Below are 15,392 nucleotides of genomic sequence, written 5' to 3' on the forward strand. Positions count from 1 at the left end.
GGGTTGTCGAATCAGGCGTCGACGGATCCGGCGCCGGCCTCGGCGGCACCGGCCGCCGAGCCGTCCCGGCCGGTCCGCCCGCCCCGGCGCCGCCGCCTGCGGGCACGCGGCTTCGCCACGTCGCCGTCGCCGGCCGGTTCGCCGGCGTGGACGCTCTCGGCCGGGCCGTTCTCGGTGGCCGTGTCGGTGCCGCCGGTCGTCTCACCGGAGACGAGCTGCCCGGCCCGGCGGCGGCGGCGCTGCCGCTGGGCGCGTGGCGCCTCCTCGGTTTCCATCGGCACCTCGTTGCGCGGCCCGCCACCGCCACCGCCACCGTCACCGTCGCCGGCCCGGCGCCGGTTGCGGGTGGTGCGGCCGCGGCCGGCGCTCTCGCCGCGACGGTTGGTGCGCGAGCGGCCACCGCCGAGGTCCTCCTCGACCTCGGCGGACAGCCCGGCCCGGGTCCGGTCGGCGGTCGGCAACGTGCCGGTGACCTCGGTCGGGATGTCGAGGTCGGCGTAGAGGTAGGGCGAGGTGTGGTAGGTCTCCGGCGGCTCGGGCATGTCCAGGCCCAGCGACTTGTCGATCAGTCGCCAGCGGGGCATGTCCTCCCAGTCGACGAAGGTCACCGCCACCCCGGTCGCCCCGGCGCGGCCGGTGCGGCCGATCCGGTGGGTGTAGGTGTCCGGGTCTTCCGGACAGTCGTAGTTGATTACGTGCGTGACGCCGGAGACGTCCAGCCCACGGGCTGCCACGTCGGTGGCGACCAGTACGTCGATCTTGCCGGCCCGGAACGCCCGCAGGGCCCGTTCCCGGGCGCCCTGCCCGAGGTCGCCGTGCACGGCGGCGGCGGCGAACCCACGGAAGTCGAGATCCTCCGCGACCCGGTCGGCGGCCCGCTTCGTGCGGGTGAACACCATGGTCAGGCCACGTCCCTCGGCCTGCAGGATGCGGGCCACCACCTCGATCTTGTTCATCGGGTGGGTGCGGTAGACGACCTGCTTGGTCAGCGGCGACGGGCCGGTCTCGGCGGTGTGTCCGGCGTGGATCGTCACCGGGTGGCGCAGGAAGCGCCGGCTCAGCGCGACGATCGGGTCGGGCATCGTGGCCGAGAACAGCATCGTCTGCCGGTCCTCGGGCAGCATCGCCAGGATCTTCTCGACGTCGTCGAGGAAGCCGAGGTCCAGCATCCGGTCGGCCTCGTCTAGCACGAGCGCGCGGATCCGGTCGAGCCGCAGGTGCTTCTGCTTGGCGAGGTCCATCAGCCGCCCGGGCGTGCCGACAAGGATCTCCACGCCGCGCCGCAGCGCGTCGATCTGCGGCTCGTACGCCACCCCGCCGTAGATCGGCAGCACGCGTACGCCGCGGGTCTTGCCGGCCGCGGCCAGGTCCTTGGCGACCTGCAGGCCGAGTTCGCGGGTCGGGACGACGACCAGGGCCTGCGGGAGGCCCTCGCCGCCCTCGGCGGGCGCGAAGACCCGCTCCAGTAGCGGGATGCCGAAGCCGAGCGTCTTGCCGGTGCCGGTCGGGGCCTGGCCGATCAGGTCGGTGCCGCGCAGCCCGATCGGCAGCGCGTATTCCTGGATCGCGAAGGCGCGGGTGATGCCGACCGCCGCCAGTGCGTCGACGGTCTCCTGCCGGGCGCCGAGGTCGGCGAAGGTCGGGGCTTCCGGACGGACCGGTACCGGGACGATGGTGGCTTCCTCGACCGCTGTCGCTGCGTCTTCGTCGACCGGTGTTTGTACGTTGTTGTCACTCATCAGGTTTTAGGGGTGCCCTCTCGTGGTGCGCCCGTCTGACCTGGGGCGCGGTATGGGTCGGGGCGCGGGCCACACGGACCGACGGCTTGCGCTCGCGTCGTTCCGGGCCGCACGCGCGTCGTGGGTGAGGGGGTGATTACCTGAACGCCCACGACAACTCCCCTATGTTACCTGACTTGCTCAAACGTCGCCTCGGTTCTTTGCCGGCGGGTGTCCGGGGGCGTCCCGTCGTGACGTGGGTCACCATTTGGCGCCCGGCGGCGGTGTCGCTCGGCTGTCCGGCCGCAACCAGGTCCAGGCGGTAGCCTGCGCACGTGTCCGATCCCTCACCCGGAGCCGGCCCGTCGGCCGGCCGTACCGCCTCCGGGGCGGTCTCCGCGCCGGTCGACCCGACCCGGTTCGCCGCCGTCATCGACCTGCTCGGCCTGGTCGCGTACGGCGAACTGCTCGCCTTCGACCGGATGGCCGCCGACGCGCGGCTCGCCCCCGACCTGCCGCGGCGGGCGCTGCTCAGCGAGATGGCGGCGGTGGAGATCGTCAGCTACCGCCGGCTGGCCGACCGGCTGACCGAACTGGGCGTGGAGCCGGGCGCGGCGATGGCGCCGTACGTCGAGGCACTCCAGGGCTACCACGACTCGACCGAGCCGAAGGACTGGCTGGAGGCGCTGGCCAAGGCGTACGTCGGCGACGCCATCGCCGACGACTTCTTCCGGGCGGTCGCCGACCTGCTCGCCGAACCGGATCGGCAACTCGTCCTCGACGTGCTGCACGACTCGCAGTACGCCGACTTCGCCGCCGGTGAGATCCGGGCCGCGATCGCCGCCGATCCCAAGCTGGCCAATCGTCTCTCGATGTGGGCCCGCCGGCTGGTGGGGGAGGCCCTGTCGCAGGCCGGCCGGGTGGCCGCCGAGCGGATCGCGCTCACCGCCCTGATCGTGGCGGAGGTCGAGGACGAGACCGGGGTGCAGGGTCTGCTTCGACGGCTCACCGCGGCGCACACCGCCCGGATGGCGGCCGTCGGACTGAACAACTAGCGCATATCGGCACAAAACTACCGACGCCAGACAGCATTACGGCCGGGAGACGGTCAGCGGTGCGAACAACGCACCAGACCGCTCCCGGCCGGCAGCCGGTGGATCAGCGGGCGGTGAAACCCACGACCCGGGGCGACGACTCGGCGATCTCGACGTAGGCGATCTTGCTCACCGGGACGATGATCCGCCGGCCCTTCTCGTCGGTCAGTGAAAGAGTGCCCTCGTTGGCGATGGCATCGGTCACGATCTGCTCGATTTCGGCCGGCGACTGCGCGCTGTCGACCACGAGCTCTCGCGGCGCGTACTGCACACCGATCTTGACCTCCACGGGCCCTCCTTATCCGGGCGAAAACTGCGCCGTTGCGAGGCTAGCCGATTCCGGGAGGCGATGGTCAGGCCGACTCGCCCTGGAGCGGAAAGCTGGCGATCCCGCGCCACGCGAGAGCGGTCAGCAAGGCCTCGGCCTCCGCCTTGGGCACCTGCCGTCCACTTGCGAGCCAGAACTTCGCCGCCGTCTCGGCGGTCCCGACCAGACCCGAGGCCAGCAACTCGGCCCGCGCCCGGCTCACCCCGGTGTCCGAGATGATCGTGTCGGTGATCGCCGCGATGCAGCCGCTCTCCACCTTGGCCATCCGCTCCCGCACCGCCGGGTCGTTGCGCAGGTCCGACTCGAAGACCAGCCGGAACGCCTCGCTCTCGTGGTCGACGAAGTCGAAGTAGGCCCGTACGGCGCCACTGACCCGTTCCTTGTTGTCACTGGTCGCGGCCATCGCGGCCCGGACCTGCGCGACGATCGCCTCGCAGTGCGTGTCGAGCAGTGCCAGGTATAGGTCCATCTTGCCGGGGAAGTGCTGGTAGAGCACTGGTTTCGACACCCCGGCCCGTTCCGCGATGTCGTCCATCGCGGCCGCGTGGTAACCCTGGGCGACGAACACCTCCTGCGCCGCAGCCAGCAACTGCTTCCGGCGCGCCGAGCGCGGCAGCCGTGCCGGCCGGCCAGCCGTTTGTGCGCCGCTCGACGGTGCGGTCATTGAGCACCTCTCCTTCGGCTGGCGGAGCTTCCGGCCGGCGGGCGACCATGCCCGACGGGAACCGAGGGTGTACGCCACCCGACCTCCGAATTACCCAGCCGTTGCAACTTATCGCCCCTGATCCCACACGGTAGCCTCAGCGGGGGCGACGGAGGAGCGCACGGTGGACGAAGCAGGGCAACCCGGCGGCACCACGCCAGGCGATGGCGCAGACAGTGCAGGTCCGCGGGGTGATCGCGCCCGGCGGGCCGGCGGCTGGCCGGGCGCCGACGCCCGGTGGTCCGACCGGGCGGAAGTGACGTCGGACGGTGATGCCGATCACTCCCCCTGGCACCGATCGGGCGAGGCGGCGCTGCGCGGCTGGTCCGAGTCCACCGTCCGTTACGACGACCCGATCCGGCCCGTCCACGAGATCCGCCGGCCGGTCAACGGCTCCGGACCCGGCCACCACGCGGGCGACGCCGCCCCGGTCGCCGTCCGCGCGCCGGCGAGCGCCCCGCCCTACCCGTACGAGGGTGACCTCGAAGACGCCCTGCGAGAACAGCGGACGGTCATTCCCGCCGCCCGCCCCGGCCCGACGAGCCGGCGGCCCGACCCGGAGCCACCCGCCGAACCCGACCCGGCCGAGCAGGCCCGGCACGCGATCGGGGAGCCGACGCCGTCCGGCGGGCTGCCGGCGGTGCCGCGCTGGCGGTCCGACCGCGGCACGCCGGGCGAGAACCACGACGAGACGGCGCCGCCGGACGCTCCGGCCGCGCCACCGACGAGCCGGCAGGACCGGCCCGGCGGCGACCGCCCGGGACCGGCACCCCGCTACGGCGACCGTCCGCAGCCGGGTGACCGCGACCCGGCCGACCGCTACCCCGGCCCCACTCTGGACCGGTCTCGCGAGTCGGGCGAGCCCGACGTCGACCGGCCCGACGGGGCCGAGCCACTCGCCGACCGGGACGCCCCCACCTCCGGCGGCCAGGTCGGTCCGACCGCCCCCGGCCGTCCCGATGGATACGGCCGGCGGCGCGGTCCCGCACCCCGGCTGTTCGGCCCGTCGCCGGACGAACGCCCTGACCCAGGCAGCGACGAGCGGCCGGCCTTCGGACGCCGCGCCGAGGCCGAAGCACCGGCGCACTGGGCCGACTCCCCGGCGCCGGCCGGCCGCTGGACCGGTGAGCCGGCGGCGGCCACCCGCTGGCCGGGCGAGCCCGCGGAGGACGGCCGCCGCTCCGGCGACCCCGCCCCGACCAGGCACGACAGCTCCCGCACCGACCCGCAGGACAGCGACCCGGGCGCCCGGGAGACATACCCGACGGGCCGACGGGCCGACCCGGCCGGCCCCAGCCCGTGGCGGACCGACTCCCGGCGGACTGAGCCCGGTACGCCCGCCTCGCGGCGGACTGAGCCCGGTACGCCCGCCTCGCGGCGGACCGAGCCCGGTACGACCGCCTCGCGGCGGACCGAGCCCGATGCGCCCACCGCTCGGCGGGGCGGCGCCGACGACCTGGGCGACGACCGGCGGACCCGGGCCGACTGGGCGCCGACCTGGCCGGAAACCTGGCGTCCCGGGGCGTCCCGCGACGACGACGCCACCCGCCCCGACGGCCCCCGCCGGGACACGGGACCGGACGGCACGCCGGCCGGCATCCCCGACGACCAGGCGGCCACCGAGCGGCCCGGGGTAACCCGCCCCTGGTCGGCCGGCTGGCCCGGTCGGGCCAGCCGGCCGAGCTACGACCCGCCGTCCGACGGGCCGGCCACGCGGGCCGGCTACGAACCGCCGGCACGGGACACCGCCGGCCCGGGCGCCCCCGGCAATCGGGACGACCGGTTCCCGGCGGCAGGGCGGCCCACCCAGGCGGGCCAACCGGTGAGCGGGTCCACCCCGGCTCCCGGCCCGCCGAGCCGCGCGATCAACCCGCCCACCGCCGTGCTTCCGCAGCGCGTGCCCGCCGAACCCGACGTGCCCACCGTGCCGGAGCAGCAAGCCGTGGAGCCGCCCCCCGCCGAAACACCGGAGTTGGCGCGTATCGCCACGCATCTGCGCCGCGAGGACGGGCCGCCCACGACACACGAGCCCCCCGAGGAATTCGACGTCGCGGCGATCGTCGCCGCCGTGCGCGAGGTCGCCGGCGTACGTGACGCCTCGCTGCGCACCACCCCGGCCGGCGCGCACAGCCTGCGCCTGGACCTGCACGACGGCGCCGACCCGGCCGAGGTCAGCCGGCTCGTCGCCCGGCTGCTCCAGGACCGGATGGGGCTGGCCGCCGCTCCGCCGAGCCCGCCCCAGCCGGCACCGGCCGAGCCGCCCCCGGTGCCACCAGCCAGCGAGATCGGCCCCGACGTGCCGCGTCGGCGCCGGCAACCTGCGCCCCACCGGGGCCGGGCGCAGGTCGAGGAGCCGGCCCGCGCCCCCCGGTTCCCCGAGCCGGGCGTCGCCGCCGGTGTCATCGGCACGGTCGGCGGCTACCCGGTGGCCGCGAGCAGCCGGGGCACCGTCGAGCCGACGACCGCCGGTGTCTCGTACCAGGGTGGTCAGATCACCACCACCGAGTCCGCGCCGTCCCGGCCGCTCAATCCCGGTGTCAACCCCGGCCCGCGGGTGGTCATCGACCACGTCCAGGTCAGCACGTTCGGGCTCGACGCCACGGTCGAGGTCCGGCTCGCCGCCGGACCGAAACAGGCCGCCGGAGTCGCCACCGGACCGGCCGTCGACGGCTACGTGTTGCGGCTGTGCGCCGTTTCGGCCGCCCTGGCGATCGACGAACTGCTGCTCACCTCGCAGCAGGTGAGCGGCCGGGGGCGGTGTTTCGTCGAGCACGCCGCGGTGGTTCCGTTCGGCAGCAGCGAGGTCGCCGTCGTCGTGGTGCTGCTGGTCTGCGGCGGCTGGGTCGAGCAGCTCGCCGGCTCGGCACTGGTCTCCGGCGACCCGCGCCAGGCCGTCGTACGGGCCACCCTGGCCGCGGTCAACCGCCGCCTGGAGGCGTTGCTCTCCGACGGACAGTGAGCCGGCCGGTTTCCCGGCGACGCACACTGGAGGTATGAGAGACGCACTCCTGGCGGCCGACGACCTGTTGCCGGAGGACCGGATGCCCCCGCCGTGGCTCGGGCGCCGGGTGGGCCCCGAAGGCTCGACCGTCTACATCCGGGACACCCCGGCGACCACGGCCGACGCCGAGCCGGCGTTCTACGTGCACGGCCTCGGCGGCTCCTCGCAGAACTGGACCGACCTGGCCGGCCTGCTCGCCGGCCGCCTCGACGGCGAGGCGATCGACCTGCCCGGCTTCGGCAACAGCGACCCCGGCGACCGCTACACGATCGCGTCGTTCGCCGACCGGGTGATCGGGCACCTGGACCAGTCCGGCCGTGGCCCCGTCCACCTGCTCGGCAACTCGCTCGGCGGGGCCATCGCCGTACGCGTCGCGGGGCGCCGCCCCGACCTGGTCCGTACCCTCACGCTCATCTCGCCGGCCATGCCGTTCCTCGACCCCCGGCGCTCGCTACAGGGGCGGATGCTGCCGCTGCTGGCGATCCCCCGCGCCGAACGCCTGATGGCCCGCCGGCTGGCGCAGATCCCGCCGGAGGAGATGGCCCGGCAGGTGATCGAGGCGTGCGTGGCCGACACCTCGCGCATCGGTGAGCAGCGGCGGCTGGAGACGATCGAGGAGATCCGGATCCGGGGCACGGCGGCCCACTACGCGAGCGCCTACCTCGGCACGCTGCGCGGCATCGTCTCGGAGTTCGTGCGGGCGTACCTGCCCGGCGACCGGTCGCTGTGGCGGACCGCGGCCCGGATCACCGCACCGACCCTGGTCATCGGCGGCCGGCAAGACCGGCTGGTCGACGTACGGGTCGCGCCGCAGGTGGCCGGGGTGATCCCGGACAGCCGGCTGCTGATGCTCGACGGGGTCGGGCACGTGGCGCAGATGGAGGTGCCCCGTACGGTCGCCCGGGCCGTGCTCGCCCTCCTCGACGAACACCGGGACCCGGTCGGGGCCTGACCGCCGGCTGCCCCGACAGTCGTGATCTTCACACCCGGCCCCGGCGGGCGGTGTGGCAAGCTGTCCGGCGATGCGTACCTCGTCACCGATCCGCCCCTCCGCGTCGCCGCCACAGGTCGGTAGGTCCGGCCGTAGCGCGCCCGGCCGGCGACCGGTCGCCCAGCTGGTGTCCCTGGCCACCCTCGCGGTGGCGGCCGGACTGGTGCTGGTCGGACTGGCGGTGCCCGGGTTCACCGGAGGGGAGAAGACCCCGACGGCCGAGGTGCCGCTGGCCGCCGAATCACCGATCGCGCTGCCGCCGTCCACCGAGCCGGCGCCCGAGCCGTCCACCGAGGCGCCGCCGGTGCTCCAGTTGCCGGGTCCGGTGCCGTCGAAGGGGGAGGGCACCTTCGACTACGGCACCACGCAGGGCGAGGTGGCCGGCACCGCGGGCACGCTGCGCCGCTACCGGATCGCGGTCGAGAAGGGCGCGGGCGAGGACGTGGAGGAGGTCGGGGCGATCGTCGACGCGGCACTGGCCGACAAGGGAAGCTGGACCGGCAGCGGCCGGCTGCGGTTGCAGCGGGTCCCGGACCGGGCCGGGCACGACTTCACCGTCTACCTGGTCACCCCGCAGACGGCGTACACGATGTGCCAGGCGGGCTGGGTCGACATCCGGGTCGACGGCAAGCCGTACACGTCGTGCCGGGCGCAGGGCAAGGTGATCCTCAACCTGGACCGGTGGCGGACCTCGGTCCCGCACTACGTCGAGGCCGAGGTGCCGCTCGACGTCTACCGCGAGTACGTCGTCAACCACGAGGTCGGCCACGAACTCGGCTACAACCACGAGCGCTGCCCCGGCCGGGGCAAGCCCGCACCGGTGATGATGCAGCAGACCCTCTTCCTCAACGGCTGCGTCGCCAACCCGTGGCCGTTCCTCGACGGCAAGCGGTACGCGGGTCCGCCGCTCTGAGCCGTTCGGCCGGATGCGCGGGTCCGCCGGTCCGGTGGACGGTGCCGCGAGGGACGCCGTACCGGTTGGTCGTGCCAAAACACTCCCAATCTGGACGATAAGGCGTGGCGTAGTGCGCCCCGGGCACCTGGTACGTGGCAGGGTCGAAAGGCATGACGACGCCAGAGACCGACTCACCGCGCGTCCCGGCCCCGGGCGGGCGGGCCAGCGCCCCGGACCCCGGGGCGCCGATCAGCCCCGGCCCGGGAGCCGGCGGTACGGGCGGCCGGGGCGCCCGCCAGCGGCACTGGAAGCGGCGGCGCCGACTCCTCGTGCTCCTGCTGGTGCTGGCCGCCGGCGTTCTCGTCGGGGTCGACCTGGCCCGCAACGGCAACCGCTCCGGTGCCGAGCCGGCGGCCGCCGCCCGGGACGGCATCGCCGCCGGGCTACCGGCCACGGCCGCGACCGGCGCGTCCGCCGAACCGGCGCCCGCCACCGCATCACCCGCCACCGCATCACCCGCACCGGCACCTGCGGCCGCATCCGCATCCGCACCCGCCAGCGGCGCGTCGGCGGCGGCACCCGCGCCGTCCACGCCCACCCCCGGCCCGGGGTATCCGACGGCCGGGCCGGGCACCTTCGGGTTCGCCGCCGACGAGGGCGCCGTACTCGGCACCGCCGGAACGCTGCGCCGCTTCCGGGTCGCGGTCGAACACGGCATGGGACAGGACACGGCGGCCTTCGCCAGCGCCGCCGACACGATCCTCGGCGATCCGCGGAGCTGGACCGCGTCCGGCCAGCTACGGCTGCAGCACGTGCCGCAAACGGCGGCCGCCGACTTCACCCTCTACCTGGCCACCCCCGCCACGTCGGAGCGGATGTGCGCCGCCGGCGGGCTGCGGACCGAGGGCTACACCTCCTGCCGGCTGCCCGGCCAGGTGATCATCAACGTGGCCCGCTGGCAGGAGGCGGTACCCGACTACGGCGCCCCGCTCGACACCTACCGGGCCTACGTGATCAACCACGAGGTCGGTCACGAACTCGGGTACGGCCACGAGGCGTGTCCGTCCGCCGGCGGCCCCGCCCCGGTGATGCAGCAGCAGACGTACGGCCTGGAGGGGTGCCTGGCCAACGCCTGGCCCTACCTCGACGGCCGCCGGTACGTCGGCCCGGCCCTGCCCTGAGATATTCCCCTGTTCCGCATCGTGGTCGGGTGTTGCACCTCATGGTCGAACCTGTCAGGAACGAGCAACAATGGCCCGACACCACTGTCGATTCCGGGGAGTTCACCGTGTCGCTGCCCCCGCTCGTCGAGCCCGCCGCCGAGCTGACCGTAGACGAGATCCGCCGCTATTCCCGCCACCTGATCATCCCCGACGTGGGGGTCGAGGGGCAGAAGCGACTGAAGAACGCCCGCGTGCTCTGCGTCGGCGCCGGCGGCCTCGGCTCCCCGGCCCTGATGTACCTCGCCGCGGCCGGTGTCGGCACGCTCGGCATCATCGACTTCGACACCGTCGACGAGTCCAACCTCCAGCGGCAGATCATCCACGGCCAGTCCGACGTCGGCCGGCCCAAGGCCGAGTCGGCCGCCGCCTCGATCCGCGAGATCAACCCGCTGGTCAAGGTGGAGATCCACAACACCGCGCTGGACCGCGACAACGTACGCGAGATCTTCGCCCAGTACGACCTGATCGTCGACGGCACCGACAACTTCGCCACCCGCTACATGGTCAACGACGCGGCCGTCCTGCTCGGCAAGCCGTACGTCTGGGGCTCGATCTACCGCTTCGACGGCCAGGCATCCGTCTTCTGGGCCGAGCACGGTCCCTGCTACCGGTGCCTCTACCCGGAGCCGCCGCCGCCCGGCATGGTCCCGTCCTGCGCCGAGGGCGGCGTGCTCGGCGTGCTCTGCGCGTCGGTCGGCTCGATCCAGGTCACCGAGGCGATCAAGCTGCTGACCGGCATCGGCGAGCCGCTCGTCGGCGCGCTGACGGTCTACGACGCGCTGGAGATGACGTACCGCAAGATCAAGGTCCGCAAGGACCCGGCCTGCGTGCTCTGCGGCGACAACCCGACCGTGACCGACCTGCTGGAAGACTACGAGGACTTCTGCGGCGCGGTCTCGCCGGAAGCCGAGGCGGCGGTCGTCGACGCCACCATCACCGCCCGCGAACTCAAGGAATGGCAGGACGCCGGCAAGGACGTCTTCCTCGTCGACGTGCGCGAACCCGCCGAATACGAGATCGTCCGCATCCCCGGCGCCACGCTCGTCCCCAAGGGCGAGATCATGTCCGGCGAGGCGCTGGCGAAGTTCCCGCAGGACCGGCAGATCGTGCTGCACTGCAAGACCGGAGTACGCTCCGCCGAGGCACTCGCCGCCCTCAAGGCGGCCGGGTTCCGCGACGCCGTACACGTGCAGGGCGGCGTGATCGCCTGGGTCAACCAGATCGACCCGTCGCTGCCGGCGTACTGAGTTGGCTGGCCTCGCCTCCGGCGGGGCTGGCTCGCTCCGCTTCGCGCCGCCCAAGTGCACCGTCTTCGCTCTGCGGGCCGCGACCGCTTCGCGGCGCGGTCCTCGGGCTCCAGACGGTGCGGCGGCGCTCGGTCGACTCGCGGTGTTGGCTGGCCTCGCCTCCGGCGGGGCTGGCTCGCTCCGCTTCGCGCTGCCCAAGTGCACCGTCTTCGCCCTGCGGGCATGACGGCTTCGCCGCATGTCCTCGGGCTCCAGACGGTGCGGCGGCGCTCGGTCGACTCGCGACTCTGGTCGCGGTCTGCTGCTGTCCGTCGCCTTGTTCGTCGAGGGGTGGGCGGTGGGTTGGTTGTTGATCTGGGCGTTAGGGACCTTATTGGGCTTGTGTTAGGTCTCTGCCGCTCAGATCAACTATGCGGCGATTGGTGCCCGGACACGTAAAGGTTGGCAGGTCAGCCCGCCGGGCGGACAGATGACCTTGACTGTCCTACCGAGGCGGGGGCGGTTCGGCGGCGGTAGCGTCTCGACCGTGATCGACATGGATGCCGCGATCGGCTTCGTGGTCGCGCACGGCGACCTGGTCGACCGGGCGCGGCTCTCGTGGCTGCGTACCGGGGCCGCCCCGCAGCCGGGCGTGCTCGACGAGGCCGAGGTGGGGCAGACCGCCGAGGGCGGATGGCCCGCCTTCTGGGCCGGCGAGGTCGCGTCCGTCGACGCGACCTGCTTCCGGCTCGCCGAACTCGACGACCTCGGTGCCCTCGGCCGGCCGGCGGCACGCAAGGCGCTGGACTGGCTGGCCAGCCGGCAGCTGCCGGACGGTAGCTGGGAGGAGGACGCGGCGCTGGCCAACCAGGCGCCGTCGTGGGCACAGCCGGGAAACCCGGAGGCGCGGCTCTACCTCACCGCGAACGCCGGATTCTGGCTGACCGTCGCCGGCCACGACGCCCGGTCCGCCGGGCCGCTCGACCACCGGGTCGGCGGCGTGTACGCCGGCGTCGTGCTCGCCGCCGCGCAGGCCGTGGCCTACCGGATCAACCCGGACGGGACCTGGCCGTCCTTCCTCGCCGCCGGCTGGCTCGGCGCGGCGGTGCTGCACCGGCAGGAGATGTTCCACGAGTCGGCCCGGATGCAGGTCGTGCTCGGCGAGCGGCTGCCCGGGATGACGCCGGCCGACGTGGCCACCATGGCGGCGGCGCTGCGCCGGGTCGGCGTCGCCACGCAGGACTGGCTGCTCACCGCCGCCCGGCGCCGGCTCGCCGAGACACAGCGCAGCGACGGCGGCTGGACCAGCGACGACGGTGACGCGTTCGACGTACACACCACGCTGGCCGCGATCCGCGCCTGCCGCTGAGCGCCACGCGCCCGCCGGACCGGCCCGGCGCCGGACCCCGGTCAGGTGCGGACGTGGCCGTCGCCGGTGACGACGTACTTGGTCGAGGTCAGCTCGGGCAGGCCCATCGGGCCGCGGGCGTGCAGCTTCTGGGTCGAGATGCCGATCTCGGCGCCGAACCCGAACTCGCCACCGTCGGTGAAGCGGGTCGAGGCGTTGACCATCACCGCCGCCGCGTCGACCCGGGCCACGAACTCGCGGGCCGCCGTCGTCGAGTCGGTCACGATCGCCTCGGTGTGCCCGGTGCCGTACCGGCGGACGTGGGCGACCGCGTCCGACAGCGACGGTACGACGGCGGCCGAGATGTCGGCGGACAGGTATTCGGTGCCGAAGTCCTCGTCGGTGGCGGGCACCACGTCGGGGGAGTACGCGGCGACCTCGGGGGTGCCGTGCACGGTCACCCCGGCCTGCGCGAACGCGGCCAGCACCCGGGGCAGGAACGCGTCGGCGACCGCCGCGTGCACCAGCAGCGACTCGGCGGTGTTGCAGGTCGACAGCCGCTGCGTCTTGGCGTTGAGCACCACGGCCAGTGCCTTGTCGAGGTCGGCGTCCGCGTCGACGTACACGTGGCAGTTGCCGACCCCGGTCTCGATCACCGGAACCGTCGACTCCTCGACCACCGTCCTGATCAGTGACGCGCCGCCGCGCGGGATGAGTACGTCGACGAGCCCGCGGGCCCGCATCAGCTCCTTGACCGAGTCGCGGGACGAACTGTCCAGCAACTGGATCGCGTCGGCGGGCAGGCCGGTGTCGGCGACCGCCGCGCGCAGCACCGACACGATGGCGGCGTTGGAGTTGGCGGCCGACGACGATCCACGGAGCAGGGCCGCGTTGCCCGACTTCAGGCAGATGCCGGCGGCGTCGGCGGTCACGTTCGGTCGCGCCTCGTAGATGATGCCGACGACGCCGAACGGCACCCGGATCTGGCGCAGTTCGAGCCCGTTGGGCAGGGTCGAGCCGCGGACCACCTCGCCGACCGGGTCGGGCAGCGCCGCCATCTCGCGCAGCGCCTCGGCGATCGCGGCGATCCGGGTCCCGGTCAGCGTCAACCGGTCGATGATCGCCGTCGACAGGCCGGCCGCGCGGCCCGCCTCGATGTCACCGGCGTTCGCGGTCACGATCTCTTCCGTACGGGCGACCAGCGCGTCGGCCATCGCGTGCAGCGCCGCGTCCTTGACCTTGCGGGGCGCGGTCGCCAGTTCGGCGGCCGCCTCGCGGGCCCGGCGCGCCTGTTCGATGACGCTCATGATTCCTCCAGCACGGTAGCCGTCACAGCAGTACCAGGTCGTCGCGGTGGACGACCTCTCGTTCGTATCCGGGGCCGAGCGTCGCGGCGAGTTCGACCGTGGACCGGCCGAGCAGTCCGGGCAGCTCCACCGCGTCGTAGTTGACCAGCCCGCGGGCCACCGGGGAGCCGGCCGCGTCGACCAGGTCGACCGGGTCACCGGCGGTGAAGGTGCCGTCGACCGAGGTGATTCCGGCGGGCAGCAGCGACTTGCGGCGGTTGACCACCGCCTGCACGGCGCCCGGGTCCAGGTGCAGCCGGCCACGCGGCGAGGTGGCGTGGGCGAGCCAGAACAGCCGGGCGGCCGGGCGTTTCGGCATCCGGTGGAAGAACGTGCCGACCGGCTCGCCGGCCAGTGCCGGTGCGGCCAGCGGTGCGGCGGTGAGCACGACCGGGATGCCGAACCCGGTGGCGATCTTCGCCGCCTCGACCTTGGTGACCATGCCGCCGGTGCCGACGCCGGCCCGCCCGGCCCGGCCCACCGCCACCCCGGCGAGGTCGGCGTCGGTACGTACCTCGTCGATCCGCCGGCTCTCCGGCCGGGCCGGGTCGCCGGTGTAGAGGGCGTCCACGTCGGAGAGCAGGACCAGCAGGTCGGCGTCGACCAGGGCGGCGACCAGGGCGGCGAGCCGGTCGTTGTCGCCGAACCGGATCTCGTCGGTGGCGACCGTGTCGTTCTCGTTGACGATCGGGATGGCCCGCAGGTCGAGCAGCTTGCGCAGGGTCCGGTAGGCGTTGCGGTAGTGCGCCCGCCGGGTGACGTCGTCGACGGTGAGCAGCACCTGGCCGACGGTCCGGCCGTGCCGGCCGAAGCTGGCCGTGTAGTGGCCGATCAGCAGCCCCTGCCCGACGCTGGCGGCGGCCTGCTGGGTGGCGAGGTCGCGTGGCCGGCGGGGCAGCCCGAGCGGGGCCAGGCCGGCGGCGATGGCGCCGGACGAGACGAGTACGACCTCCCGGCCGCCTCCGGCCAGCCCGGCGAGTACGTCGGTGAGGGCGTCGACCCGGCCGGTGTCGAGTCCGCCGAGGGCGGTGGTCAGTGACGACGAACCGACCTTGACCACGATCCGCCGTGCTGACAGGACTGCTTCGCGCACCCGCCCATTCTGCGCGGTTCGGGTGCGCGCGGGCGTCGCGGCTCCCATATCGTGGCGGGTCGTGACGCCTGAGGAGTACGTCGAAGAGGTCCTGACGCTCGTCGAGCGCATCCCGCCGGGTCGGGTGATGACGTACGGCGCGATCGCCGACTACCTGTCCGACCGGTCCGGGCGGACGTCGGCGCGACTCGTCGGCGGGATCATGTCCCGGCACGGCTCCGGCGTGCCGTGGCACCGGGTGGTCGGCGCCGGCGGCCGGCTCCCGCCGGGCCACGAGGCCGAGGCCGCCGCCCGCCTGATCGGCGAGGGCGCCCGCCTGAACGGCCTGAAGGTCGACATGCGCGCCTCCTCCTGGTACCCCACCCCTTGATCCGCGTGATCAGGGAGTAAGTCCGGCGTGTCGTCGGCGCGCCGCACGACGGGCTC

13 protein-coding genes are annotated in these 15,392 nt (G+C 73.9%); 8 read left to right on the forward strand and 5 right to left on the reverse strand.

Going from position 1 to position 15,392, the window contains the following annotated elements:
- Positions 1-11: 11 nt before the first annotated feature.
- Positions 12-1,739: a DEAD/DEAH box helicase gene (locus tag AB0M79_RS10570; protein WP_364210680.1), complete on the reverse strand. Its 1,728-nt coding sequence runs from the start codon at positions 1,737-1,739 to the stop codon at positions 12-14.
- Between the two features lie 314 nt (positions 1,740-2,053).
- Between AB0M79_RS10570 and AB0M79_RS10575 the strand changes: the two genes are divergently transcribed.
- Positions 2,054-2,773: a ferritin-like fold-containing protein gene (locus AB0M79_RS10575; protein ID WP_364210682.1), complete on the forward strand. Its 720-nt coding sequence runs from the start codon at positions 2,054-2,056 to the stop codon at positions 2,771-2,773.
- A 103-nt stretch (positions 2,774-2,876) separates the two neighbouring features.
- Here the strand turns inward: AB0M79_RS10575 and AB0M79_RS10580 are convergent, their stop codons facing one another.
- Positions 2,877-3,101 (reverse strand): DUF3107 domain-containing protein, encoded by a 225-nt coding sequence (locus tag AB0M79_RS10580; protein WP_364210684.1) that lies wholly within the window; start codon positions 3,099-3,101, stop codon positions 2,877-2,879.
- Between the two features lie 64 nt (positions 3,102-3,165).
- A complete protein-coding gene (locus tag AB0M79_RS10585) occupies positions 3,166-3,804 on the reverse strand; it encodes a TetR/AcrR family transcriptional regulator (protein ID WP_357536532.1) in 639 nt (212 codons plus the stop codon).
- A 295-nt stretch (positions 3,805-4,099) separates the two neighbouring features.
- Here AB0M79_RS10585 and AB0M79_RS10590 point away from each other — a divergent pair, with 295 nt between their 5' ends.
- The 6 genes from AB0M79_RS10590 (at position 4,100) to AB0M79_RS10615 (ending at position 12,548) form a co-directional block, all read left to right on the forward strand.
- Positions 4,100-6,802, forward strand: coding sequence for a hypothetical protein (locus AB0M79_RS10590; RefSeq protein ID WP_364210687.1), 2,703 nt, complete (start codon positions 4,100-4,102; stop codon positions 6,800-6,802).
- A gap of 34 nt (positions 6,803-6,836) precedes the next feature.
- On the forward strand, positions 6,837-7,796 hold the full coding sequence (locus AB0M79_RS10595) for an alpha/beta fold hydrolase (protein WP_364210689.1): 960 nt from the start codon (positions 6,837-6,839) through the stop codon (positions 7,794-7,796).
- Between the two features lie 70 nt (positions 7,797-7,866).
- Positions 7,867-8,748 carry a DUF3152 domain-containing protein gene (locus tag AB0M79_RS10600; RefSeq protein WP_364210692.1) on the forward strand — a complete coding sequence of 294 codons (882 nt, stop codon included), beginning with the start codon at positions 7,867-7,869 and terminating at the stop codon, positions 8,746-8,748.
- A 152-nt stretch (positions 8,749-8,900) separates the two neighbouring features.
- Complete coding sequence (locus AB0M79_RS10605; RefSeq protein ID WP_364210695.1) at positions 8,901-9,911, forward strand: DUF3152 domain-containing protein; 1,011 nt, start codon at positions 8,901-8,903, stop codon at positions 9,909-9,911.
- 41 nt (positions 9,912-9,952) lie between these two features.
- A complete protein-coding gene (gene moeZ, locus AB0M79_RS10610) occupies positions 9,953-11,200 on the forward strand; it encodes an adenylyltransferase/sulfurtransferase MoeZ (RefSeq protein ID WP_364210698.1) in 1,248 nt (415 codons plus the stop codon).
- Between the two features lie 469 nt (positions 11,201-11,669).
- Positions 11,670-12,548, forward strand: a complete 879-nt coding sequence (locus AB0M79_RS10615) for a prenyltransferase/squalene oxidase repeat-containing protein (RefSeq protein ID WP_364210701.1) — start codon at positions 11,670-11,672, stop codon at positions 12,546-12,548.
- A gap of 41 nt (positions 12,549-12,589) precedes the next feature.
- Here the strand turns inward: AB0M79_RS10615 and AB0M79_RS10620 are convergent, their stop codons facing one another.
- Both AB0M79_RS10620 and proB read right to left on the reverse strand, forming a co-directional pair.
- Positions 12,590-13,834 carry a glutamate-5-semialdehyde dehydrogenase gene (locus AB0M79_RS10620; protein ID WP_364210704.1) on the reverse strand — a complete coding sequence of 415 codons (1,245 nt, stop codon included), beginning with the start codon at positions 13,832-13,834 and terminating at the stop codon, positions 12,590-12,592.
- A gap of 22 nt (positions 13,835-13,856) precedes the next feature.
- Complete coding sequence (gene proB / locus AB0M79_RS10625) at positions 13,857-14,966, reverse strand: glutamate 5-kinase (RefSeq protein ID WP_364210707.1); 1,110 nt, start codon at positions 14,964-14,966, stop codon at positions 13,857-13,859.
- A gap of 61 nt (positions 14,967-15,027) precedes the next feature.
- Between proB and AB0M79_RS10630 the strand changes: the two genes are divergently transcribed.
- A complete protein-coding gene (locus AB0M79_RS10630; protein ID WP_364210710.1) occupies positions 15,028-15,336 on the forward strand; it encodes an MGMT family protein in 309 nt (102 codons plus the stop codon).
- Positions 15,337-15,392 lie beyond the last annotated feature (56 nt).

It is taken from the genome of Polymorphospora sp. NPDC051019 (assembly GCF_040683055.1).
Lineage (GTDB): Bacteria > Actinomycetota > Actinomycetes > Mycobacteriales > Micromonosporaceae > Polymorphospora > Polymorphospora lycopeni.